Raw genomic sequence first — 25,264 nt, 5'->3', positions numbered from 1 at the left:
ATTTAGTTTTTCGGAAATGGTAGGGATACCAGGAATTCGGTGCCCTGATCAAGTGTACTGTTGCAGGAAACAGAACCGTTCATCAGTTCTGCATATTTGGCTACGATATGTAATCCAAGACCGGTGCCTTGTATGTTGGCAACATGCTGGCTACGGAAGAAGCGCTCAAACAGGTGATGCCGGTCTTCCTCTGAAATGCCGATCCCTTTATCCCGTACGGACAACTGGAAGGCGCTGTCGCTGCACTGGGTACGAATAGAGATAATGGCGCCTTCGGGAGAAAACTTGATAGCGTTGGACACCAGGTTCATCACGATGTGCTTCAACAGTGTAGGATCAAGATGTGCCTGCGGATTACCGTGGTGGGCATAATAAATTTGCTGGGCCGATTTTTTTAATCCATCCATTTCGCTGATGATCGTGCCAATGTGCTTACCGGCATCGAACAGGCTGTGACGTACCTGGATTTTCCCTTCTTCAATTTTTCCTACGGATAAAAAGTCATTCAGGATATCGGTCAGCATATTCACTGAAGAAATGATACGCTGTATATGTTTACCGCGTTTGGGGGCATCTTCTATGGCTTCATACTTGGATACCAGGTATACCGACGACAGGATGGCGCTCAGTGGTGTTCTGAATTCGTGCGATGCCAAGGAAACGAACCGGGATTTCAATTCATTGAGTTCCCTTTCTGTTTCCAGGGCTACCCTTAATTCTGACTCTGCCTGTTTAATCCGGGTAAGGTCTATAGCAATACCTATATAGCCGGTAATTTCGCCCGCTTCGCGTATAGCCGATACCGTAAGCGACACCGGCAGGGAGGTGCCATCTTTACGAACATACAGCCATTCATATTCATTGTGTAAGTTCAGTTTGGCTTTGATCGTGAGTGTTTCCATCCCAGGTTCCACGGCCTGGTGCAGCTGCCGTGAAAACTCCTCTGCTCTCAGCGCTACTTCTTCTTTATCATGCAGCATCATAGGCGTGTATATATCAATGACCTCGCTGGCTTTATACCCGAGTATCCGTTCGGCGGCAGGGTTAAACCATTTGATATATCCTTCCTTGTTGATAACAATGATCATAGCGCCGGCGTTGCTCCATACGCTATTGAGAATGCTGTTGATTTTTTTGAGCGTACCTTCTTTAATCGCTACTTCCTTCTTTTGCTGGGTGAGTTGTTGCTGCGTTAGCTCTGAATTTTTCCTGTCGGAAATATCCATTACATATATAATGGTTAGCACTCCCCTGGGTGTTTCATGGTCGCCCTGGTTGACTTCCACCGGGAACCGGCTGCCGTCTTTCCGCAGTGCAACCCATTCCCCGTCCTGGCAGGACAGGAGACTATCTATTGGTGCGCCGGTGATTTCTTCTTTCGTATAGCCGAACTGGTTAAGCAGGAAGGGGTTCGCCATGAGGATAGCGTTGTCACTGTCGGCTACCAGTATACCGATCGACGCATGGTTAAAGAGTACTTCGAAGCCGATGTAATTATTTTGAGTGGTACTAGTCATACCGTAACTGACCCTTTATTGCGGTGCTATATAAATTTAATGATTCCGTTTGGAATAACACGCAGCCAGTTTAAAAACCGATGTTAAGTCTTTCATTCTGAACATAGATTTTTTTATTGCTATAGGTAAGTGCTTCAAAATAATTATCATCCTGGGGAAAAGTGCGTAGGGCGGGCGCCCAAGGCGGCCTGCTGCGGTATTACTTCTGGTTAATTGGGGTTTCTATAATCAGGAATTCTGCCTTCTCACCGCACTGCAGGGAAATATCACCGGTTTCCCAAATCCCTATCGCATCTCTTTCCTGCAATACCTGGTCCTGTACCCGCAGGCCACCGGCAATAGAAAAAATAAACACGCATTTATTCAGCGGATTGAAGGTGTAGGTGAGACTGGAAGGTTGCTCATAATAGCCCAGTGATAATTTCGCATTCTGGTTAATCCAGCAATGTTGCAAACCTTCCTCTCCTGAAACGATGGTCACCAGTTTATTCTTACGTTTATCTTTCGGAAAACTGCGTTGTTGATAACGGGGCATGATATTTTGTTGCTTGGGCATAATCCATATTTGCAGGAAGTTCACTTCTTCGCTGCCAATATTATATTCTTCATGTCTTAACCCACTACCGGCACTCATAATTTGTACCGCGGGTGCTTCTATTTCGGTGCTATACCCCATCGTGTCTTTATGGTTCATTTTACCTTTCAGCAATACGGAAATAATTTCCATGTTAACATGCGGGTGTATGCCAAAGCCTTTGCCGGCCTCCACAAAATCGTCGTTGAATGCCAGCAGGGTGCCGAATGCGCTGCGCATCGGGTGACAATAGTCGCTGAAGCTGAAGAAGAAATTGCTTTTCAGCCAGCCAATATCTTTGATACCCCTTTCGCTTGCGGGGAAGAGTTGCAGTTTCATATAATCAAGAACAGGTAACGTGTAAAATTGTTTTGCACCGGTACATAATTACCGTGAAAACGAAATTAACGGCAATTTTCCGTATCTCGTAAATAACTTTCCCGAACTCGTAAGCCTTGTTTTTTTTCTGCACTTACTTTTGCTTCACTTTTCAGATAAACTTTAACATGTATAAATATTTACTCCTGATCATATGCATCATGGGGATAGGGAATCTCTATGCCCAAACCGATACAGCCGCCAACGCCAAAGTGTTGCAGGAGATAGTGGTGACTGCTACCCGCAATGAACAGTTGCTCAGCAAAGTGCCGGTACCGGTGAAGGTGATCTCGAAGCAACAAATACAAGCCATGGGCGTCGTATTACTGCAGCAGGTGCTGGCCGAACAAACCGGTTTGTTGATCACCTCTAATCATGGTACCGGCGTACAAATGCAGGGGCTGGAAGCTGAATACACCCTGATACTGCTGGATGGTGAACCGCTGATAGGCAGAACCGCCGGTACTTTCGACCTGTCGCGGATCGTAGTATCCCATATCGAAAGAATTGAAATTATTAAAGGTCCTGTATCATCCCTATATGGAAGCGACGCGTTGGCTGGTGTTATTAATATTATCACCAGCCCTCGCCAAGCTTCCGGAGTAACCAGCATTACCGGCAGGTATGGATCTAATAATACCAATACGCTGGATGCGAATACCCGCGTGCCTTATGCCAATGGTAGTTTTTCTGCCAGCATTAACATGTATAACAGTGATGGATATACGTTAAATGCCAATGCTGCTTCACCCACTGTGTCGCCGTTTAAAGCTACTACGGCGCAAGCCCGCTGGCAGCATGACTGGTCATCGAAATGGCACACCGTTGTGTCGGGCCGGTATTATGCACAACGAGCCAATAGTTATTTCGATGATGCCAAAGGAAAAATAGATGATATTGGAAAGGAGAAGGACATGAATGCTTCCCTGCAAATCAGCCATACACCTTCTGCCCACTTCAAACAGGTGCTGCGCGGATACTATTCCAGCTATTCCACCAATGAAGAAATGCGCTATCAGCAGGATAAAAGTGTGTATGATGTTTCCTTTTTTAAACAACAATATATAAAACCCGAATACCAGGCTGACTGGCAGATACACCCGAAACACCAGTTGATAGCGGGCGCCGGTTATGTGCATGAAACATTGGAAGCTACCCGCTATGATGAGCGCATGGCGTTTAACACCGGCTATATTTTTGTACAGGAAAACTGGAAGCCCGCAACTGCCTGGAATATATTGGCTGGCGGGCGTTTTGATACCCATAATCAATACCCTTCCCAGTTCAGTCCCAAGCTATCGGTGTCCTGGAATTTTTACCCTGATTGGCGTATACTCGGTACCGTGGGTCGGGGCTACCGCGCACCGGATTTCCGGCAGCTGTACCTGCACTTCAACAATGCGGCAGTAGGCTACTCGGTAGTAGGTACCAAGCTGGCTGCTGATATTTTAAAAGAGATGCAACAGCAGGGGCAAATCAAGCAGGTAAACATCGACCCGGAGCAGCTGAAAAACCTGGATGCCGAAAGCTCCTGGTCTTACAACCTGGGGATAGAAGGAAAAGTATTTGCGGCTACTACCGCGAAGCTGAATTTCTTTTATAACCAGGTGAAAAACCTGATTGATACCCGGGCTATTGCGGTAAAAACCAATGACCTCGCCGTATACAGTTATGTCAATATCAACAGCATTACTACCAGCGGCGCAGAACTGGAGTTGGGGCAGCGCATAGGAGCATGCTGGCTGTTTTCGGGCGGATACCAGTACCTGCGTTCCAAAGATAATGAGCTCTTTAAGAAAGTTAAAAACGGCCAGGTATATACAAAAGATGCGCAAAGTGGAGAAACACGCGCACTTTCGCGGCGGGAATATTTTGGTTTGTTTAACCGTTCCCATCATGCCGCTAACCTGAAAGTAGCGTATACCCATACCCGTTTAGGTATAGATGCCAATGCCCGTGTATTGTATCGCAGCAAATACGGATTTACGGATGAGAATGGAAATAATGTACCTGATTTAAAAAGTGAGTTTGTGCCGGGGTATGCTACGGTGAACCTGGCAGCAGCCAAGTGGCTGTTAAGGCGCCAGCTGCGCCTGCAAGCTACTCTGGAAAACCTGTTTAACTACACCGACCCGCAGCACATTGCCACCATGCCGGGGCGGATTTATAGTGCGGCTGTTACCTGGAATTTTTATCACCCTGTTAATAAATAATCACAACCTATATGAAGATGCGATCTTTTACATCAGGCCTGCTGGCCTGTTCACTGGTTTTCCTTTTTTCCTGTAAAAAAGATGATAACAAAGATATCCAGCCTGTACCTGGTGCTACCTCTAAAACAGTCGTTAACCTCGACGCTGATGTGGCCAACAAAAACAGTTTTACCCTGTATAACCTGGCGGAAGGGAAAATTGTACCTAACAGCGACTCAGCTACTACCAAATGGGATATTGGGTTTAAGGCAACTACCATCATCATCAATGGTGGCAGCAGTGGCCCCGGTGGTACAGTAGCACAGGTGATTTCTGGTGTGTATAACCAATTGAACCAGGCGCCGGAAGCAGGTTATGCTACCGATGCTACCGCCAAGAAAGCCATTACCGGCTGGTATTCCTACAATATGACTACCCATGTGATTTCACCGGTAGCAGGATCTATTATTGTTGTGAAGACCACTGGCGGCAAGTATGTAAAAATGGAAATCACCAGCTATTACAAAGATGCGCCTGCCAACCCGGATCAGACGGCTGTGAGTCGCCACTATCATTTCCGCTACGTATACCAGGCCAATGGCTCCCGTAATTTTAACTGATTCTGTTACTCAACTCAAATAGCATGAAACACATCATTACCTTTACCATGGCCGGCATATGCCTGGCATGGACAGCTTCCGCACAGCAGAAAGGCGGCGATAAACTGGCACAGGACAAAGCCGCCATAAAAAGCATGTGCGGGTGCCAGGAAGTAACCTTTGAATATACCGAAACCTTCCCGACCGATACCAGCTATAAACCTAAAGGATATCATAAAATTACCGATGCAGTAGAATATGTGACGGTAGCTGCGGAAGATAAGAACCGCATTGTATTGCAACACCTGCTGATTGCAGATAGTATGGTGATCAAGCACTGGACAGAAGACTGGCTATATGAAAACCAGCAACTGCTGGCGTATGATAAAGACGATGCGTGGAAGAAAGTAACCCTGCCTGCGGCACAGGTAAAAGGGCAATGGACCCAGAAAGTATACGGCGTGGACGATGAGCCCCGCTATGAGGGCTCCGCTACCTGGGTACATGCAGATGGCCGCCACTATTGGGAATCGGCAAGTGATGCGCCGCTGCCCCGCCGGGAATATACTACCCGTAAGGACTACAACGTATTGCATCGTACCAATCACCATGAAATTACCGCTACCGGCTCCATCCATGAACAGGACAACCTGAAGGTAGTGCGTGCCAACGGTACCGACAAAATAATTGTGGGCGAGAAAGGACTCAACACCTATAACCGTACAGATGAAAACAGGTGCAAGCTGGCAAAAGCCTGGTGGGAACAAAACCAGGTTTTCTGGGCGGTAGTGCGTAAGAGCTGGGATAAAGTGTATGGCGGCAACAGCGCTATTCACCTCCAGCGCAAAGTGAATAATGAGCCGCTGTATAAGGTAATGGCAGCACTGGAAGAGAAGGCTTTGCGCAAGGAACTGGCCGGCGCCGCGCTGGAAAAAGAAGTCACCGCCACCCTGCAACAGTTTGCCACCAATAAAGAGTTGAGTTTACAACGATAAACGAGTGGATAAGAAAAGTCGCCGCAGTCATTCCTGGCTGCGGTTTTTTTACGTAAATAAGTAAAAAGGGGGTAAAGGAACAGGGGTTCTTTGCTGCTTACTTGCCTTGCTCCGTGTGTGAACCCTGGTAACCTTGGGGTTAGCACACCTTTTTATTTGCCGTCTGCTGCCTATCTTTACAACTTGTTACTTTAACAGTGTAACAGTTGTAGGTTATGAAATGACTGGAATATTCCTATCCCGGGTCCAAATAAAAGAAGCGGTGCATGTGCTACATGCGCCGCTTTTTCTAGGTATCCCATTATCCTGCCGATATGATTTTCGCATCATTATCTGTATATTTCTGAAAAATATAACGGATACCAGTTTCCTATTGTCATTCACAAAACTAATATATGCATTTAACTCCCCGCGAAACGGAGAAGCTCCTGCTTCATCTGGCCGGCGAACTGGCCGCTAAACGAAAGGCCCGCGGCCTTAAGCTCAATTACCCGGAGTCTATCGCCTACATCAGCAGCCACCTGCTGGAAGCTGCCAGGGACGGGAAATCAGTAGCAGAACTGATGCAATACGGCGCTACTATTCTCACCCGGGACGATGTCATGGAAGGCATTCCTGAAATGATACACGATGTACAGATAGAAGCTACTTTCCCGGATGGTACCAAACTAGTGACCGTCCACGATCCTATTCGTTAATACGTAAAACTACGCAACATGATTCCTGGAGAATATTTTTTAGGGGAAGGAGATATTGAATGCAACGTGGGCCGCAAAACCGTAAGGGTAAAAGTGGTGAATACCGCTGACCGCCCCGTACAGGTGGGCTCTCACTGCCACTTTTTTGAAATCAACCGCAAAATGAGTTTCGACCGGGAGAAAGCTTTCGGTAAACGCCTCAATATCGCCGCCGGTACGGCTGTTCGCTTCGAGCCCGGCGAGGAAAAAGAGGTGGAGCTGGTAGAGCTGGGCGGCGCCCGCCGGGTATTTGGGATCAACAACCTGGTTAATGGCGACACCACCCTGGAAGCCAGCAAGGAAAAAGCGATGACGAAAATGTTGGCCGCAAACTTTAAAAACAAAGCACAATGAGCCTGAAAATAAACAGAGTTAAATACGCCAATATGTACGGCCCTACCGTAGGGGATAAAGTAAGACTGGGCGATACTGATATTATCATTGAGATAGAAAAGGACTTTAACGAATATGGCGATGAGAGCAAGTTTGGCGGTGGTAAAACGGTAAGAGACGGTATGGCCCAGTCCAGCACCGCTATGAGCGACCAGGGCGTACTAGACTTTGTGATCACCAACGTGATCCTGATCGACCACTGGGGCATCGTAAAAGGTGACCTGGGCATCAAAAACGGAAAAATTGTAGGTTTTGGCCAGGCTGGTAACCCCGATACCATGAATGGCGTACATCCCGATATGATCATTGGCGCCGGTACGGAAGTACATGGTGGTGATGGCCTCATTGCCACCGCTGGCGGTATCGATACCCATATTCACTTTATCAGTCCGCAGCAAATTGAAACCGCCCTGTTCAGCGGCATCACCACCATGATAGGCGGTGGTACTGGCCCGGCAGACGGCACCAATGCTACCACGGTGACACCCGGTAAATGGTTTATGGAGAGAATGCTACAGGCAGCCGACTCTTTCCCGATGAACCTGGGCTTCTTTGGAAAAGGCAACTGCGCCACCGAAGGTCCTATCGCCGAGCAGATCGAAGCAGGCGGACTGGGGGTAAAAATACATGAGGACTGGGGCGCTACCCCGGCTGTTATCGATGCCGCGCTGAAAGTGGCCGACCAATACGATGTACAGGTAGCTATCCACACGGATACACTCAATGAAGCCGGCTTCCTGGAAGATACCATGAATGCCATCAATGGTCGCGTAATACATACCTTCCACACAGAAGGTGCCGGTGGCGGTCATGCACCCGATATTATCAAAGCGGCCATGTACCCTAATGTACTGCCTGCATCTACCAATCCCACCCGGCCGTACACAGTCAATACGATCGATGAGCACCTGGACATGCTGATGGTATGTCACCACCTGAGTAAGAGTATCCCGGAAGATGTGGCCTTTGCGGATTCCCGTATCCGCCCGGAAACCATTGCAGCGGAAGATATCCTGCACGACTTAGGCGTATTCAGCATGATGAGCTCCGACTCCCAGGCCATGGGGCGTGTAGGCGAGGTAGTGACCCGCACCTGGCAAACCGCCGATAAAATGAAAAAGCAACGCGGCGCCTTGCCGGAAGATGCCGGCAAAGGCAACGATAACTTCCGCGCTAAACGGTATGTGGCTAAATATACTATCAACCCGGCCATCGCCCAGGGCATTTCCAACTATGTTGGCTCTGTAGAACCAGGCAAGATGGCAGATATCGTGCTGTGGAAACCAGCCCTGTTCGGCGCCAAACCGGAAATGATTATCAAAGGAGGCATGATCATCGCCAGCAAAATGGGCGATCCGAATGCGTCTATTCCTACGCCGCAGCCGGTAATACTGCGCACCATGTTCGGCGCCTATGGTAAAGCTATTCACAAGACCTGCGTGTCTTTCGTGTCCAAAGTATCACTCGAAAAAGGTATTGTGGAAAAGTATGGCCTCGAAAAAATGGTATTGCCCGTTTCCGGTTGCAGAACCATCACTAAAAAACACCTGATCCACAACGATAAAACGCCGGAGATTACCGTAAACCCGGAAAATTATGAAGTGCGTGTAGACGGAGAGGTGATCACCTGTGAACCGGTAAGTACGGTGCCTTTAGCGCAACGCTACTTCCTTTTCTAAAAATAACCGTATGATCATAGAAAAGATAGCTGGCAATATCGCATCCCTTGCAACAGGTAACCGGAAGGTGGACTTTTTGCAACTGGAGTGGTATGAAATGACGAAGCGTATACAGCGTAAACATACGCAGGACGGGCTGGAGATTGCCATTAAGTTCCTGAAAGAAGGACAGCGCCTGCAGCACGGGGATATCCTGTATATCGATGATGAGAAAGTAGTGGTGGTAGATATCCTGCCCAGTGATGCGATTGTGGTGACGCCCCGCTCCTTACTGGAAATGGGCAGCGTATGCTATGAGATTGGTAATAAACACCTGCCTGTTTTTATACAGAACGACCAGGTGCTCATTCCTTTTGAAGAGCCCATTTTTCGCTGGCTGGCGGCTAGTGGCTATGATACCGTGAAAGCGCATACACGGCTAACCAACTTGCTCAATGCCAACGTGCAACCACATAGCCATGGTGGCAGCAGTTCGTTGTTCTCTAAAATTTTAGGCATGGCAGCAAAAGAACGTTAATATATGCAGCACCCGTTTTTAGGCAGCCTGTTGCACCTCAGTGATCCTACTTTACCCATTGGTGGCTATTCGCACTCCAATGGCCTGGAAACCTATGTGCAACAAGGGCTGGTACATGACAGGACTTCTGCCAAAGCATTTGTGGAACAAATGCTTACCGGCAACCTGCATTACAATGATGGCGCTTTTGTATGCCTGGCCTACAATGCGGCTACCGGTAACGATCTCAAAGCTATGCTGCTGCTGGATGAAGAAGTAGGTGCGCTGAAGTTGCCCAAAGAGATTAGGCAGGCCAGCCAGAAGCTGGGACTGCGATTGATGAAAATTTTCAGCAGAAAATATAGCAGCCCTTTGGTGGAAGAATACGCTGCCGCTATTGCCACTAAAACAGCAGAAGGCCACTACTGCCTGACTTATGGTATGTATGCCGCGCTAATGGATATTCCGCTTACCGAAGCGTTGTACGCCTTTTATTATAACGCTGCCATCGGGATGATTACCAATGCCGTAAAGCTAGTACCCCTGGGGCAACTGGAAGGGCAGGATATCCTGTTTGACCTGCAACCCGTGATAGCAGAACTGGTAAACAAAACGATCCACCTGGACCGGGAGCTGGTGGGTGTTTGCAACATAGGATTCGATATCCGCTGTATGCAGCACGAAAAATTATACTCCCGCCTGTATATGTCTTAATGAAAAAGTAACAACCATGAGTGACAGAAAATATGTGAAAATAGGAGTAGCCGGACCGGTAGGATCTGGTAAAACTGCCCTGATAGAAAGATTGTCGAGGCACCTGATGAACACCTATAGCATAGGGGTGATCACCAATGATATTTATACCAAAGAAGATGCGGAGTTCTTAACAAAAAATAGCCTGCTGCCTAAAGAAAGGATTATCGGTGTAGAAACCGGCGGATGTCCGCACACCGCTATCCGTGAGGATGCCAGCATGAACCTGGAAGCGGTTGATGAAATGGCGGCCCGTTTCCCGGAAATAGAACTGATCCTGATAGAAAGTGGTGGCGACAACCTGTCCGCCACTTTCAGTCCCGACCTGGCCGATGTTACCATCTTTGTGATTGATGTAGCAGAAGGAGATAAGATCCCCCGTAAAGGCGGCCCGGGCATTACCCGCTCCGACCTGCTGGTGATCAACAAAATAGACCTCGCGCCCTATGTACATGCCGACCTGGGAATGATGGAACGTGATGCCCGCAAAATGCGCGGTGGCAAGCCTTTCGTATTTACCAATCTTATGTCGTTGCAGGGACTGGATACGGTAATTGGCTGGATTAAGAAGTATGCCTTACTGGAAGATGCAGCAGAGCCTGCGCTGGTAAGATAAATGAATAGGAATGATTAACAAGCTGAGTATAATAAGTGGGTATAAAAATGGGCGCTCGTTTTTGCGGGACACCTACTTCACGCGCCCATTCCGGGTAGCGAACGTAGGGGAACACAAAACAGATCCCTCGCTCTACCTGATGGTCATGAGCTCTTCACCGGGGATATTGGATGGTGATCATTACGATATTGATATTAAGGTAGAAAGCAACAGCCGGTTGCAGTTGCAATCACAATCGTACCAGCGCCTGTTCAATATGCAGCGTGGTGCACAGCAACAGCAGCTGGTTACGCTGGAGCCCAACAGTGTATTCAGCTATGTACAGCACCCGGTGGTACCACATGAAAATGCCATCTTCAAAGGCCGCAACATTATCCGGATGGCCGACAACTGCGAGCTCACCTTCGGTGAAATTGTGACCTGTGGCCGTAAGCATTCAGGGGAGGTATTCCGCTTCAGCCATTTTCAGAATGTTACTTCCGTGTTCTATGGCGATAAGCTGATTGTGAAAGACAATGTGTTGCTGCAACCACAGTTGCTGCCGATGGAAGCAATTGGGCAGATGGAAGGATATACGCACCAGGCCACACTCATTTACGTGAATACGGGTGCTGGCGTGGCAGCCGATTTGCCGGACCAGTTGTATGCTTTACTGGAGGGAGAGGGCGGGATTATTGCTGGTGCCTCAGCCAGCGGGCCTTACAGCACCGTGGTCAGGATATTGGGCAACGGTGGAGAGCAGCTGTTTAACTGTCTCCGTAAAATACAGCAACATTTATGGAAAGCCGCGGTAGTAGCGACAGTAATGAAAGTACTATGAATATCGGGTTAACAACATTGATACTATCGGCGGTTACCATCAGCTGCCTGCATACCGCCACCGGGCCGGATCACTACCTGCCTTTCATTGTGCTGTCGCGGTCGAAGAAATGGAGCATGTCCAAGACTATCTTCTGGACTATTCTCTGTGGTTTTGGGCATATTTTCAGTTCTGTCATTATAGGGCTGATCGGTGTATTGCTGGGATGGCAGTTGTCGAAGCTAGCCTGGTTTACCGATGTGAGAGGTCATCTTTCGGGCTGGTGCCTGCTGGCCTTCGGCGCCGTATACCTGGTATGGGGATTGCGACAGGCGTGGCTGAATAAACCGCACAAGCATTTTGATGTATATGAGGGGGGAGATATTTATGTATATGAACATAAACATGGAGAGGTAGTATATCCGCAGAACAGGGTGAAAGTAACACCCTGGATATTGTTTGCCATTTTTGTGATGGGACCCAGCGAGCCCCTGGTGCCGCTGTTATTTTATTCGGGCGCACATCGCTCTTCCCTCGAAGTGATCGTGCTGATCAGCGTTTTTGCGATCGTTACTGTTATTACCATGTTAGCCATGGTACTGATAGGTTGTTATGGTTATTCCATTATTAAAACAGATAAGCTCGAACGGTACGTACATGCCATCGGCGGAGGAGTGGTAACCCTCTGTGGAATAGGAATGGTATTTCTTGGCTGGTAAATTCTCCCATTCAAAAAGGAATTTAAATGAACGAACGGAAACTTTTTGTTTCCCCTTCGGCCTCTTTTTATTTAGGTTTTCTCCCAGAAAATTTGTTACTTCACGTTATATTGACGCAAACATCCCATGAAGCTTTTTCACGAATATAGAAACCCCTCTCTCGCGGTAGACCTGGTGGTATTTGGCTACCACGACAATACCCTATCTGTATTGCTGCTTAACCGTAAAGAGGAGCCGTTTAAAGACTGCTGGACATTGCCGGGAGGCTTTTTACAGATGGAGGAAACCTTCCTGGATACCTGTTCCCGCATCCTGCAAACCAAGCTGGGCATGAATGAGGTATTCCTGGAGCAGTTATACTCCTTCGATGATCCGGGCAGAGATCCCCGGGGACGGGTAATTGCCGTGGGATATTATGCCCTTATCAATCCTGCCAAGTTCAAAATCGTGGCAGGCAGCATGGCCAACGACGTAAAATGGTTTAATGTAAGGAAGTTGCCGGTGCTGGGTTTTGACCATAAATATATTTTTAAGGCGGCCCTGCAGCGGCTGAAATCGAAAATATTATACCATCCGGTGGGCTTCGAGTTGCTGGATGAACTATTTACTATCACGGAGCTGCATGAGTTATACGAATGTATTCTGCATACTACGCTCGACCGCCGCAATTTCCGCCGCAAGATCCTGGATGCGGAATATGTTATCAACACCGGCATGAAGCGGGAAGGGCTGAAAAACAGGCATCCTGAGCTGTACCGCTTTAATAAGCACCTGAAGAAAAACAATTTCCAGATTAATGTACCTACAGAATCATAACGACGATGGAAAAGTATACTTACAACCCCGGTATTTTCACGATTCGTGATTTTTTTTCTTTGGAGGAATGTAAAGCGCTGATTGAAAAAAGTGAGGCCCTTGGCTATGAAGAAGCCACGGTAGACGTGGGTAACGGCGTGCAACGCCTGATTAAAGGCGTGCGAAATAATGAAAGGGTATTGTATAAGGATAAAGCATATGCTACCTTTATCTGGGAGCGGCTGAAGGAATTTGCGCCGGAAGGCACAGATAACCGGGCGGCCGTTGGCCTGAACGAATTGTTCCGTTTTTATAAATACAGTCCCGGACAACGCTTTAAAATGCATAAGGACGGGAGTTTTGAGCGGAACCGTTTTGAAGCCAGCCAATATACTTTTATGATCTATCTGAACGAAGCATATACCGGGGGAGAAACCATCTTTGCATCCGGGGAAGTTATACGCCCGGAAACCGGTACGGCATTGATCTTTCATCATCCATTGCGGCATGAAGGCTCCCTGCTAACGGCCGGTATCAAGTATGTGCTGCGAACGGATATTATGTACAAACAACTTTAAACATGTCCGCAACCTACGTAATAGGTGATATACATGGCGCGCTGAAAGCTTTAAAACAACTGATCGCACGGATTGCGCCAAAAGAAGCAGATACCCTGATTTTTTTAGGAGACTATGTAGATGGCTGGTCGGAGTCGGCCGGCGTACTGGCGTACCTGATGGAGCTGGAGTTAACCTATCGTTGTATTTTTATTAAAGGGAACCATGATGCCTGGTGCGAGTCGTGGCTGAATGGTGTTATGCCGGAGGCTTCCTGGATGAGAAACGGTGGCGCGGCCACCATTGCCAGCTATGAAAAGCTATCTCCTTCGCAGCTGCAAAGGCATACCGCCTTTTTCAATGATATGCGGCTGTTTTACATCGATGCACAAAAGCGTTTGTTTGTGCATGCCGGCTTTACCTCTACGCACGGGCCTGAATATGAAAGATTTACTCCCATGCTTTACTGGGACCGCAGCCTTTGGGAATTAGCCCTGGCGCTGGATCCGCAAATGCCTCGTGATGCACGGTTTTATCCCAAACGTTTATTACAGTTTCATGAAATTTACATTGGCCATACGCCCAGTGTTAACTATGGCGAAGTACTGCCCATGATTGCCTGTAATGTACATAACGTAGACACCGGCGCCGCCTTTATGGGCAAGATTTCGGCGATGAATATCGATACCAAAGAAGTGTGGCAGAGTGATACGGTGCAGTCGTTTTACCCGGATGAAAAAGGCCGGAATACCTGATCCCGGCCTGTAAAGCATTTAACGTTGTATTTTTTTTACCTTTTCCTCCAGTACTTTATTACTATCTTTTAGCGCCGCGATTTCCTTTTGCATGGATATCAGGTGTAACGTAAGTTCCTCTACTTTCTTCAGAAGAATAGTATTCATTTCTCCTACATCCTGCCCGTGTTCTGCTATTTCATTAGCTGACGGCACTTCGGGCAGGTGTTTGTTTTTATTGATAAAATCTTCTACTGCCTGTAACGAAGGAAGCGAATAAGTAGCTTCGAAGACGTAATCGGGCCAGGGTGTAGTTTGTGTTACTTTCAATCTTCTCGCAGCGATAGTACCTTCTACAGCCAGTTTGTTCGTGCCGGTGGTGAGGGTACCTATGCCCATGCTGCCATCGGCCTTTACCACCACAAGGGGGATGGTATAGGAAGAAATGGTCAATACATTGGCAGTATTCAAACGGCTGGCATTTTTACTTCTGCCATCTATCACCACAGCAGCTGCATTTAGCTCATTAGTGGGGGGCGCTATATCTTCGGATTCACCTGTGAGAATAACGCCAAAAGGTCTGCCGGGACTATAGGAACGACCCGTTATGGAGGTGATAAAACTACCGGGACTGCTGGTGCCATTCGCAATAGTAAGAGCAGCATTTGTTTCTGCGATATTGCTCAGCGTAAACTTAGCCACTGTAGCGGTAGGCAGCGCATTGACATGGAGTTGGGCAGTAGCGGCAGAAGTATTGATTCCTACCGCCCCATTTGTTCTCAAAATAGTGAGATAATTTCCCCGGTAGCTGCCACCATTGTTATAGCTGAACAGAGAAAAATCACTGCCCTGGCCTTCTGTTCCATTTTCAGCCGTAAAGGTTCCTATGGCCCAGCGGAATGACCCTTTTTGCCGGATGATATAATGCCCTCTGCCAGAGCTAATGGTACTATCGGAGGTATAAAACGCCCTCGCACTTCCGGTACCATCAATATTGAAATTAGCATTTGTTTGCAACGCAGTGGAGTTCTGGATTTGGGCGTAACTTCCAATAGCGGACATGGCAAATAGGGAAGTTAACAACAATTTACATTTCATGGTGTAGAGAATATTGGTTATATAATAAGGCTTGAAGATAGATAAAATCACAGAAATAAAAAGGCCGGAATGCTTAGGCTTCCCCTCGCATTCCGGCGCTTAAATATAACAGACAACTTCTTATTGAATCACTTCCTGCATTCCCTGCATGCCTGCACCCATATTCTTTCTCTTGAACAGGCTGGCATCTATTTTACCAAACCGGTAAGCAAAGTTGAGGCGTATCATTTGCGGGTCGCGTAAACGGCTGTAGTACTGTGTGAAGTAAGCGCTTTCAGAGTACTGATCTGACCAGCGGGTTCTGAAAATATCGTTCACACTCAGTGTTACAGAGGCGGCATTATTTTTCAGGAAACTCTTTTTGATAGCAGCATCTACACCCCAGAAGGAGGCAATATACCCTTGGGAAGCGTTTTGCGACTGACCGAACATTGGACCGCTTTGGGGACCACCCTTATTGTCGTTTACCGGCAGGTTGGTTTTAGACTGGTAAGTACCGGTAAGCTGCACCTCGAAATTAGCAGGTAGCTTAAAGGTGTTGTTGAGCTTTCCAAACCAGCTCCAGAGTGCATCCTGCGACTGTGCTACATTATCCGTATTGATTTTGGAATTGTAGATATTCACGTTGGTCGACATATTCCACCACTTGGTAATGGTGTTCATGGCGGTAACTTCAGCACCGGCAGAATAGCTGGAGTTGGCGTTGATATACGTGTTGACCAGGATTTTCTGGTTGTTTACCGGGTCGGTTTCATTAGTCAGGTAACGGGTAATCAGGTTGTTGGTATGGCGGTAGTAAAGAGATGCCAGTAAGGTATTGTTGCCCTTAAACGTTTTCAGGTACGACATTTCCATTGACTGGGTGAACTCCGGTACCAGGCCTGGGTTACCTTTCGTGATGTTCAGCTTATCAGTTGAGTCGGTGAACGGTATCAGCTGGAAGAAATTAGGCCGGTTAATTCTGCGGGTATAACTTACCTGCAGCTCCTGGTCATGTTTTAGCTTCTGGCTTAAAAATATAGAAGGGAACAGGCTTACCGGGTAGCTGTTGCTGAAGTGCTGACCATTATTGAGCAGGTCGCCTGTATAGTTGGAGCTTTCTGCACGCAGTCCTACCTTATAGCCAAAGTTCTTGATGGTGTTGGAGATGCTGGCATAGGCCGCATATACGTTATCGCTATTCTTATAATTATTAGAGGCCGCCGGGATCAGGATATATTTACCTGTTGCGGGATCCATCATATAGTTATTGAAGTTACTTTTCGTAGTGCGGATAGAAGCTCTCAAACCAGTTTCCAGTTTCAGCTTGCCCCGGAAAGGCTTCACATAGTCCGTTTGGATGGTCATGAAGCTCACAGAGCCGCCACCGAGGATCTGCTGGATATCGCTCCCGGTAATATTGTTTTTATCAACGGCATACCGGTCTGTTCTATAGTCAGAGTTGTTGTTGCTTTTACCGCCGAAGTAGTTGAAATCGGCTGTCAATTCTTCTCCTTCTTTGGGGAACAGGTGTTTCATTCCTAGCACTAATCCATTGGCATTGAATTTATTATGCGAACTGGAATTCCGTTGGCTGAAGCCATGGGTAACAGGATTCAGCAGTGTATCGCTGTTGATATCAATTCTTTCGGTAGGGTTCATTTCTCCATGCACCTTAATACCTGCTATAGAGAGGGTAGTGCGGTTGGTAACGAACCAGTCGAGCCCCAGTTTACCAAAAATGAAGCCGCCGTTGGTTTTGTTGTCATTTTCCTGGTTGATGAGGGTGTGCGGTATATCCCCGAAGTTATCACGATCGGTGGTACCATTAGTACGTCCCTTCATCTGGTTGCCCATTACGCTGGCGCTGATATTTACCTTGTCCTGGCGCAGGTTGAAGTCGCCACCACCGTTGAGGGCGCCGCGTTTGTCAACACCCGCGCGGATATTACCGTTGTAACCGGTTTTACGGTTCTTTTTCAGCACGATATTCAGGATGCCTGCGCTACCGCCGGAAGCATCGTATTTAGCGGAAGGGTTGGTGATTACTTCCACGTTTTCGATCGCATCGGCAGGAATCTGTTCCAGTGTCAGCGTGGTGGGGCGTCCATCGATGTAGAGCTGTGGCGCTGCATTACGCAGGGTTACATTTCCGTCGATGTCTACGTTAACAGACGGTACGTTTTTCATGACATCGAGAGCGGTACCGCCGGTGCTCACGATATTTTTTTCTACGTTGAATACCTTTTTATCGATATCCATCTGCATAATGGGTTTGGTACCGGCAACCGTCACACCCTGTAATTGAGTAGTGCTGACAGCCAGCTTGATGTTACCCAGGTCTTTGTCGAATGGCGGAAAGGTAACGGGTTGTTCTACCGTTTTATAGCCGGTAGCCGTTATCCGCAGTTTGAGTGGGCCCCTGCCGGGCAACTCATCTAGGCTGAATTCTCCATTGCCTTTGGTGAGTGCGCCTTTCAGCAGTTTTTCCTTCATTTTTTTGCTAACAGTATCCATGCGGTTTTGCAGGATAATTACAGAAGCGTAAGCAACAGGTTTTCCATCTGGGTCAATAATTTTTCCGTAAACATGTCCGTTCATCCCCATGGGCATTCTGGCGCCAGCGCCAGCGGGGGCCTGTGCCCAGGCAGAGACGGTAAGCAAAAACAGGGCGATTAACGAGTAGATCTTGTGCATTTTATTTAAAATTCAGAGATGCAAAAGTATACCGCGTTGGTGGATTAAATAAAATAAATGAGATGAGCGGGAAAAATATGTCTACGAAATGCGGGCGCGAGGGAGTGTTTTAATAAAGAAGAGAAGCCTGTAATAATTTACTGACTTGATTTTCCGGCTAATGCGTACACAGAATCGCGGTAGGTATCTCCCACAGGTAATTCTATTTCATCCAGGAAAACACTGTTCTTCCGGATGGCGGTAATAGCCCCCACAGATACAATATGCGACTTGTGAATGCGGATAAATTTTGCTGGTGGGAGCTGTTCTTCCAATCCCTTGATACTCATACGGGTTATCACAGGTTTAGGGTTGCCCTGGAGATGTATTTTTACATAGTCTTTCAGCCCTTCAATCCAGGTAATGTCTGCAAATACCACTTTGAGCAGGCTGTAATCCACATTTACAAAAAAGAAGTCTGCCTGTTCCCGGTTGGCCTTACTACCCGATTTCAACAGGAAGAGCTCCTGCGCTTTATTGCAGGCCCTGATAAAACGTTCTAGCGATACCGGTTTTACGAGATAGTCGGTTACTGCCAGGTTAAAACCTTCCAATGCATACTTTTCGTAAGCGGTAATCAGGATCACCATCGGTTTATTGGGCAGCGATTCCAGGAATTGCAGGCCGGTAAGCCCGGGCATTTGTATATCAAGAAATATCAGGTCTACCGATTGATGACGCAGTATTTCCATAGCCTCAAAGGCATTCTGGCATTTGCCCGCGAGCTGCAGGTAAGGTACCATGCTAATGTTGTCTTCCAGCAGGTCCAGCGCCAATGGCTCATCGTCTATGGCAATACATTTCATCATCCAGGTAAATTTAATTGCAAGGATACTATAAACCAATCGTCTTTTTTGTCGATATGCAGTACGTAATCCTCACCGTACAGCAAATTTAAGCGTCTTTTTACGTTCACAAGGCCTATCCCGCTGGTTTTATCTTTCACTTCCGAAGAAGCGGGATTGTATTTGTTACGCACAGAAAAAAAGAGCATCCCGGGGCGGGTATATAACTGGATATCTATCTGAGCATCGGATATTAATCCGGTACCATGTTTAAATGCGTTTTCCACAAAAGGAATGAGCAACATGGGCGCTATCTCATAAGTGTTTTTACTCACTTCCAGGGACACATTCATGGTTACATTTTTTCCGAAACGTTGTTGTTGGAGATCAATATAACTTTGCAGGTACTCTGCTTCCTTTTGCAGCGGCACTTTGTCTTCGTCGGCTTCATAGAGCATGTACCGCATTAACGACGATAGCTTGATCAGCGAGGGCTCCAGCACATCCGATTTTTTACGGGCCAGCGACACCATGTTGTTGAGCACATTAAACATAAAATGAGGACTCACCTGGGAACGCAGCAGCGATAATTCCGTTTTCAGATTCTCGTTTTCGCGGGCGCTGGTTTGTCTTTCCTGCCGTACCTTATCCACAATCATCTGAAAAGCTGTGCTGGTGGACCAGATAAAGAAAAATACGAGCAACGTAAAAAGGATAGCAGGTCTGATATCTATCACATGAGGGTTCAGGAAAAGGATTTCAAACTCATACCGCGCCGTCATCATAAAAACAAATATTGCCAGCACGGACAGTGTGTATTTTACCACCTTTTTTTTGTTGAGTAACCGGGGAATAAACACCCAGGCATTCAGGTAGAAGAAGGTAATCATCACGAGGTCTGTAAAGTACATATACAGCTCCCACTTGTGTTTCTCATTCATGCGTTCCTGCGCATGTGTATCTGACGAAGGATGTAACAGGTAAGGCAGTGAAATGAATGCGAGCCACCCTAAAGTATGGAGTGCTGTAATAACCCATTTTTGTTGATACCATTCCCGTTTCATGGCGGCAAATTAGGCGTTTATATATTTATCATGTGTGCGACTTGCGACCAACCCGGATATTTCTTCGACCAACGCAACTATGATATTAAATTAAGTCTTAATTTTATGATTGCAATTCCCATTCCCATTACCTCATTGTACTAAAACGCTGATATATGACAGCTGATATTACCCGCCGGTAGCGTTCGGACTGGAAGAATAAAATCACATTTAGCATGTTCTATCACCTGTTTCCGGCAGTGCCAACTATTAAGTTGCCGGAGCTGAGCAGGCGTATAGATGATGCGATGCCTGAACTGGAAAAGAAGAACACATTTTAAAGGAGCAGAAAGCATAAAGCAAAAAGCTATTGTGGAGAAGAACTTAGCGAGTGTTTAAAATTCGCTTATATCATTCTCCACAATAGCTTTTTGCTTTATGCTTTCTTTCAGCTTTTCGCTAATTCCTTAATCCGGTTATTCCCGGTAATGATATTCGCTTTCAGTTCACTGAGAATGGAGTATAATCCGAAGTAAGTACGATTGATATACAAACTATGCCGGGAGCCCCGTGCCACTTTAGAGTCGCGGATTTCCTTCATGTTGTACAGTTCATCCATGTAGGCGTAGATTTCATTGAAGTAGGTCTCATTACCGAAATCGAAGGTGTCTACGGTGAAGGGGAGCGTCAGCAGATCGATCATATGCTGGAATAACCCCGAGAAAAATTCCACTTCTTTGGGTGTATCCGTTGGATGGATCATTTCCAGGTTAGTGTATATTTCGTGCCGGCGTTTTTCATCTTTCAGTACTTCCTTATCTACCAAAAGGAAATAATTTTCATAAAAGTCCAGCGGTACTTCTTTTACGCAACCAAAGTCGAATATGCCTACGGTGCCATCGGGGCGCATGAGGAAGTTGCCGGGGTGCGGGTCGGCATGCACCTGTTTCAGGCTATGTACCTGGAATTGGTAAAAATCCCACAGGGCCTGGCCTATTTTATTGCGTACTTCCCTGGAAGGGTCTGTTTGCAGAAACTCTTTCAGGTGTTTGCCTTCCAGCCAGTCCATTGTAATAATCCGTTCAGACGACATGTCGGGGTAGTAGCCTGGAAAGCGGAGGTTGGGTATATGTGCGCAGGCGGCCGACAAATCCATGGAACGGCGAAGCTCCAGTTTGTAGTCGGTTTCCTCCAGCAGTTTGCTTTCTATTTCGTCGAAGTATTTATCCATGTCTACTTCGTTCATGCCTACAATGCGTATTGCGAATGGTTTTACGATACGGAGGTCGGATTTTACGCTGTTGGCAACGCCGGGATACTGGATTTTTACGGCCAGTGTTTTGCCGGCTTTGGTGGCTTTATGCACCTGTCCGATGGAAGCGGCGTTGGCCGCCTGCATTTCGAAGGTATCGTATAACTGGGTGGGCGATTTGCCCAGCGTTTTTACAAAGGTGTTGACTACCAGCGGGCCGCTCAGCGGGGGCGCGCTGTACTGCGACATGGCAAACTTTTCAGTATAGGCTTTGGGGAGCATTCCTTTGTCCATGCTCAGCATCTGCGCCACTTTGAGGGCGCTGCCTTTCAGGTTGCTGAGCGTATCGTAGATATCAGCCGCATTGTCCTGGTGGAGCGCTTCCTTCGTGGTGGAAGGATCCATCAGTTTGCGGGTGTAGTGTTTGATATAATTGGAACCAACTTTAAGTCCGGTCGTAACAAATCTGCCTGCCCTTTCCACCTTGGAGGTAGGAATGTTGGATTGCTCTTTCATGGTGTTTATTTCCTCGTAAAAATAAATTTCCCAAAGTCCAACAAACTATCCAGGGTATTGGATTTGATCAGCTGGAAACTGAGATTCACTGCTTTTTCAATCGCAGCATCGGTCATTTCAAATTGGTGACTGGTATCATCCAGCCAGTATTTCAATACAAACAGGACCTGTAACCAGAAACCATGTACATATTGATCGGAGATATATTTTCTTTCCTTGATTTCGTTGGATTGATAGCCTTCTTTTACCAGGTCGCGTACGTACGCATTAAAGGCATCGTGGAAGGTATCGAGTTTGTTGCGGTACAGGTCTGGCAGGCGGAAATGTTTCCGTTGCAATAACAGGTAGCTGCGGTCTTCCTTCAGTTTTTGTACCCAGAGAAAATAAAAAGCCAGGAGTTTTTCCTGCGCGTTGTACTGGAGGTAGGTAGCATCTGCCTGCAATTGTTCCAGTGTTTGCTGGAAGATAGCTAACCAGATATCCTGTTCCACTGATTCCAGGGAGCTGTATTGTTCGTAAAACGCAGCTTCCGTGATATCTACAATTTTGCAGAGTGCATATACCGATACCGGCGCTTTGCCATTTTCAAGCCAGTACACTTTATAGGCGTTGCGAATAAGCTGTTTGTCCATAAAAAAAAGGTTTACGGTTGTTGAATAAGCCCGTCCGGATTGGTACCGGAGGTTAATAGTGCGGGCGCATACAAATTTACGGTATGCGCGCGTATAAACAGCTTTTTATCGTGGGTGGAAATGTTAAAATCTGTTTTATTTACCAGGAAATTGCTATGATAAAAAAAGGAATTTGGTATTTGGAAAATAACCATATCTTTGCACCCGAATTCCTTATTCTTCATCGTTTAAAATTACAAGGAATCATGACAGAACATACCCACATATCACCCGCACTGCTGCTTGCCTGATCAGGCAAACGCCTTGTTATTGCTCGTATTTTTCCTGCATTACATGACCCGATTGTTTATACAAGATTGTATAAATCAATATCGTATATACAGCCATATTTTATAATAGATTTCCGGCTGTAACAGGATGTCGTATAAGCGTATACGTTAGGATGTTGTTTGTCGCCCCATCAAGCTTCCCCGCAGCGGTTGTTTCACCAAAATATTACAATGGGCGCTCCGTGCCCGGAGGGCGTGCTATGCCCGCTCCTCAATAATTATGCATACTACAATCACCATTTTATGGGCTGTATAAAAACAAAAGAACTAAGTAAAATAGGTTATACCAACGACAGGGCCAGAAGCCTTGTTATCAATACTATTTCCAAACATTTTAAACATACCGGCAAAGCAGAGCTGATGGCGCTGCTGACAGCCATCAAAGCGGATCCTGCGGCCTACCAGGGTGATGAAATACTGGGTAAAATTGCTGCCACTTTTATGGATGAACCGGTGGAATGCCATTTTCATAGTTATGAGCTGCTGGAAAAAGCCGGGCAGCTGAAAGTATACGGCAGCAAGGAAATTGAGCGTTCGGCCAAGCAACAAATGGAAGTGGCGATGTCGCTGCCAGTGACGGTGCAGGGGGCTTTAATGCCTGATGCACACACCGGCTACGGGCTGCCCATCGGCGGCGTGCTGGCGGTGGATAATGCCGTACTGCCTTTCGCCGTAGGCGTAGATATTGGCTGCCGGATGGCGCTCACCATTTTTGCAGAAGGGGAAAGTTTTCTGAAACGCTTTTCCCACCAGGTAAAAGTGGCCTTGAAAGACTATACTCACTTTGGAATGGAGGGAGGACTACCCTTTGAGCAATCGCATGAGGTGCTGGATGACCCTGCGTTTCAGTCGACCGAGCTACTCCGGAAGTTACAGATCAAAGCAGCGCGTCAGTTAGGATCGTCTGGTAGTGGTAATCACTTTGTAGAATTTGGGTTGATAGAAATGGCGGAAGACAATGCGCTGCAACTGCCGGCAAAACAATACCTGGCGTTGTTATCGCATTCCGGTAGCCGGGGACTGGGCGCCAATATCGCGCAGCATTATACCCGCATCGCTATGGATAGCTGTAAGCTGCCACGGTCGGCGCAGCAGCTGGCCTGGCTGGACCTCAACAGTGAGGCCGGTCAGGAGTACTGGCTGGCCATGAACCTGGCCGGCGATTACGCCAAAGCCTGCCACGACCGGATTCACGCTAATCTGATGAAGGCGCTGGGCCTGGAGGCACTGGCCACCATTGAAAATCACCACAATTTTGCCTGGGAAGATACGCTGCCCGGCGGTCAGCGGGTGATCATTCACCGCAAAGGGGCTACCCCTGCGCATGCCGGCGAGATGGGCATCATTCCCGGCAGCATGTGCTCGGCGGCCTACCTTGTAAAAGGAAAAGGCGTGGAACAGGCGTTATACTCCGCTTCCCACGGTGCAGGGAGGGCCATGAGCCGTAAGCGCGCCAAAGAGAACATGACCGTGTCGGGCATGAAAAAAATGCTCGCCAACGCAGGCGTTACCCTTATTGGTGGCAGCGTGGAAGAAAATCCGCTGGCGTATAAAGACATCGAAACGGTGATCAACGCCCAGCAGGAACTAATCGACATCGAGGGCCGTTTTATGCCCGCTATTGTAAGAATGAACAAAGATTAATGACATGAACAAGGTAATTATACAAATCACTTCCGGCCGCGGCCCTGCAGAATGTAGCAGGGTAGTGGCCCGGGTGCAGGAACTGATGCTGAAGCAGGGCCGTGCCGCGGGCATCTCCCTGGAAGTACTGGAAAACATAAAAGGCGACCTGAAAGGTACCCTGTTATCCGCTACACTGTTAGCCCAGGGCGAACGCCTCCCGGCTTTTATCAAAGAGTGGGAAGGAACGGTGCAATGGGTTTCTCCCAGCCCCTACCGTAAATTTCACAAACGCAGAAACTGGTTTGCCGGCGTGTCGGTATTCGATGTGCAGCAACAGTTATCCTGGAATGTGAAAGATGTAGTGCTGGAAACCTGCCGCGCTTCCGGACCCGGAGGTCAGCATGTGAATAAAGTGGAAACCGCCGTGAGGGGCACGCATCTTCCCAGCGGCTTGCAGGTACTGGCCATGGACAGCCGCTCACAGCTGCAAAACAAACAGCTATGCCTTCAACGTCTTGAAGCGAAGTTCCTGGCCTGGCAAACTACCAGGCTCGTAGGCCAGCAGCAGGACCGCTGGCAGGAACATAATGAGCTGGAAAGAGGGCAGGCCGTGAAGGTGATCCGGGAACGGCTGTAGGAGGAGGCTGTATCATAAATAAATGGTACAGCCTCTTCTTTTTTGATGGTGCATTTTATCAATTTGAGATAATATCTTAAAAAATCAATATTCTTTTG

24 protein-coding genes are annotated in these 25,264 nt (G+C 47.5%); 16 read left to right on the top strand and 8 right to left on the bottom strand.

The window, feature by feature from the left end:
* Positions 1-2 precede the first annotated feature (2 nt).
* Positions 3-1,517: a sensor histidine kinase gene (locus FHW36_RS29635; RefSeq protein ID WP_145675048.1), complete on the bottom strand. Its 1,515-nt coding sequence runs from the start codon at positions 1,515-1,517 to the stop codon at positions 3-5.
* Positions 1,518-1,716: 199 nt separating this feature from the next.
* Positions 1,717-2,430 carry a pirin family protein gene (locus FHW36_RS29630; RefSeq protein WP_145675046.1) on the bottom strand — a complete coding sequence of 238 codons (714 nt, stop codon included), beginning with the start codon at positions 2,428-2,430 and terminating at the stop codon, positions 1,717-1,719.
* A gap of 167 nt (positions 2,431-2,597) precedes the next feature.
* On the opposite strand from FHW36_RS29630, the gene FHW36_RS29625 reads away from it, so the two are divergent.
* The 14 genes from FHW36_RS29625 (at position 2,598) to FHW36_RS29560 (ending at position 14,554) form a co-directional block, all read left to right on the top strand.
* Positions 2,598-4,682, top strand: a complete 2,085-nt coding sequence (locus FHW36_RS29625) for a TonB-dependent receptor plug domain-containing protein (protein ID WP_145675044.1) — start codon at positions 2,598-2,600, stop codon at positions 4,680-4,682.
* 11 nt (positions 4,683-4,693) lie between these two features.
* A complete protein-coding gene (locus tag FHW36_RS29620) occupies positions 4,694-5,281 on the top strand; it encodes an HmuY family protein (protein WP_222429216.1) in 588 nt (195 codons plus the stop codon).
* Between the two features lie 23 nt (positions 5,282-5,304).
* Entirely contained in the window at positions 5,305-6,255 is a 951-nt protein-coding gene (locus tag FHW36_RS29615) for a DUF6607 family protein (RefSeq protein ID WP_145675038.1), read from the top strand.
* Positions 6,256-6,650: 395 nt separating this feature from the next.
* Positions 6,651-6,953, top strand: coding sequence for an urease subunit gamma (gene ureA, locus FHW36_RS29610; RefSeq protein ID WP_145675032.1), 303 nt, complete (start codon positions 6,651-6,653; stop codon positions 6,951-6,953).
* Between the two features lie 18 nt (positions 6,954-6,971).
* Positions 6,972-7,346: an urease subunit beta gene (gene ureB, locus FHW36_RS29605; RefSeq protein WP_145675025.1), complete on the top strand. Its 375-nt coding sequence runs from the start codon at positions 6,972-6,974 to the stop codon at positions 7,344-7,346.
* Positions 7,343-9,064, top strand: coding sequence for an urease subunit alpha (gene ureC / locus FHW36_RS29600; RefSeq protein WP_145675020.1), 1,722 nt, complete (start codon positions 7,343-7,345; stop codon positions 9,062-9,064). The genes ureB and ureC overlap by 4 nt, the downstream gene beginning before the upstream one ends.
* Positions 9,065-9,074: 10 nt before the next feature.
* Positions 9,075-9,581, top strand: coding sequence for an urease accessory protein UreE (gene ureE / locus FHW36_RS29595; protein ID WP_145675014.1), 507 nt, complete (start codon positions 9,075-9,077; stop codon positions 9,579-9,581).
* Positions 9,582-9,584: 3 nt separating this feature from the next.
* Entirely contained in the window at positions 9,585-10,274 is a 690-nt protein-coding gene (locus tag FHW36_RS29590) for an urease accessory protein UreF (protein WP_145675012.1), read from the top strand.
* A 16-nt stretch (positions 10,275-10,290) separates the two neighbouring features.
* Complete coding sequence (ureG, locus tag FHW36_RS29585) at positions 10,291-10,929, top strand: urease accessory protein UreG (RefSeq protein WP_145675008.1); 639 nt, start codon at positions 10,291-10,293, stop codon at positions 10,927-10,929.
* Between the two features lie 10 nt (positions 10,930-10,939).
* Positions 10,940-11,749, top strand: coding sequence for an urease accessory protein UreD (locus tag FHW36_RS29580; RefSeq protein WP_145675006.1), 810 nt, complete (start codon positions 10,940-10,942; stop codon positions 11,747-11,749).
* A complete protein-coding gene (locus tag FHW36_RS29575) occupies positions 11,707-12,447 on the top strand; it encodes a hypothetical protein (protein ID WP_246121259.1) in 741 nt (246 codons plus the stop codon). The genes FHW36_RS29580 and FHW36_RS29575 overlap by 43 nt, the downstream gene beginning before the upstream one ends.
* A gap of 126 nt (positions 12,448-12,573) precedes the next feature.
* On the top strand, positions 12,574-13,263 hold the full coding sequence (locus FHW36_RS29570) for an NUDIX hydrolase (protein WP_145675004.1): 690 nt from the start codon (positions 12,574-12,576) through the stop codon (positions 13,261-13,263).
* 5 nt (positions 13,264-13,268) lie between these two features.
* Positions 13,269-13,820, top strand: a complete 552-nt coding sequence (locus tag FHW36_RS29565; RefSeq protein ID WP_145675002.1) for a 2OG-Fe(II) oxygenase — start codon at positions 13,269-13,271, stop codon at positions 13,818-13,820.
* Positions 13,821-13,822: 2 nt separating this feature from the next.
* Positions 13,823-14,554, top strand: coding sequence for a metallophosphoesterase family protein (locus tag FHW36_RS29560; protein ID WP_145675001.1), 732 nt, complete (start codon positions 13,823-13,825; stop codon positions 14,552-14,554).
* An 18-nt stretch (positions 14,555-14,572) separates the two neighbouring features.
* Here FHW36_RS29560 and FHW36_RS29555 read toward each other — a convergent pair whose 3' ends face one another.
* The 6 genes from FHW36_RS29555 to FHW36_RS29525 form a co-directional block, all read right to left on the bottom strand.
* Positions 14,573-15,595: a hypothetical protein gene (locus FHW36_RS29555; RefSeq protein WP_186452676.1), complete on the bottom strand. Its 1,023-nt coding sequence runs from the start codon at positions 15,593-15,595 to the stop codon at positions 14,573-14,575.
* Positions 15,596-15,751: 156 nt separating this feature from the next.
* On the bottom strand, positions 15,752-18,307 hold the full coding sequence (locus tag FHW36_RS29550) for an outer membrane beta-barrel family protein (protein ID WP_145674995.1): 2,556 nt from the start codon (positions 18,305-18,307) through the stop codon (positions 15,752-15,754).
* Between the two features lie 137 nt (positions 18,308-18,444).
* Positions 18,445-19,155, bottom strand: a complete 711-nt coding sequence (locus FHW36_RS29545) for a LytR/AlgR family response regulator transcription factor (protein WP_246121258.1) — start codon at positions 19,153-19,155, stop codon at positions 18,445-18,447.
* Entirely contained in the window at positions 19,152-20,195 is a 1,044-nt protein-coding gene (locus tag FHW36_RS29540; protein WP_145674989.1) for a sensor histidine kinase, read from the bottom strand. Before FHW36_RS29540 ends, FHW36_RS29545 begins: the two co-directional genes overlap by 4 nt.
* Before the next feature lie 427 nt (positions 20,196-20,622).
* Entirely contained in the window at positions 20,623-21,942 is a 1,320-nt protein-coding gene (locus tag FHW36_RS29530; RefSeq protein WP_145674988.1) for an ABC1 kinase family protein, read from the bottom strand.
* Between the two features lie 5 nt (positions 21,943-21,947).
* Entirely contained in the window at positions 21,948-22,574 is a 627-nt protein-coding gene (locus FHW36_RS29525) for a TetR/AcrR family transcriptional regulator (RefSeq protein ID WP_145674987.1), read from the bottom strand.
* A 572-nt stretch (positions 22,575-23,146) separates the two neighbouring features.
* Between FHW36_RS29525 and FHW36_RS29520 the strand changes: the two genes are divergently transcribed.
* The gene (locus FHW36_RS29520) at positions 23,147-24,547 is read left to right on the top strand and encodes an RtcB family protein (protein WP_145674986.1); all 1,401 of its coding nucleotides are present in this window, start codon (positions 23,147-23,149) and stop codon (positions 24,545-24,547) included.
* Between the two features lie 4 nt (positions 24,548-24,551).
* Complete coding sequence (gene prfH, locus FHW36_RS29515; protein WP_145674985.1) at positions 24,552-25,166, top strand: peptide chain release factor H; 615 nt, start codon at positions 24,552-24,554, stop codon at positions 25,164-25,166.
* Positions 25,167-25,264 lie beyond the last annotated feature (98 nt).

Source organism: Chitinophaga polysaccharea, assembly GCF_007829335.1.
Taxonomy (GTDB): domain Bacteria; phylum Bacteroidota; class Bacteroidia; order Chitinophagales; family Chitinophagaceae; genus Chitinophaga; species Chitinophaga polysaccharea_B.
This window is presented reverse-complemented; position numbering and strand designations above follow the sequence as displayed.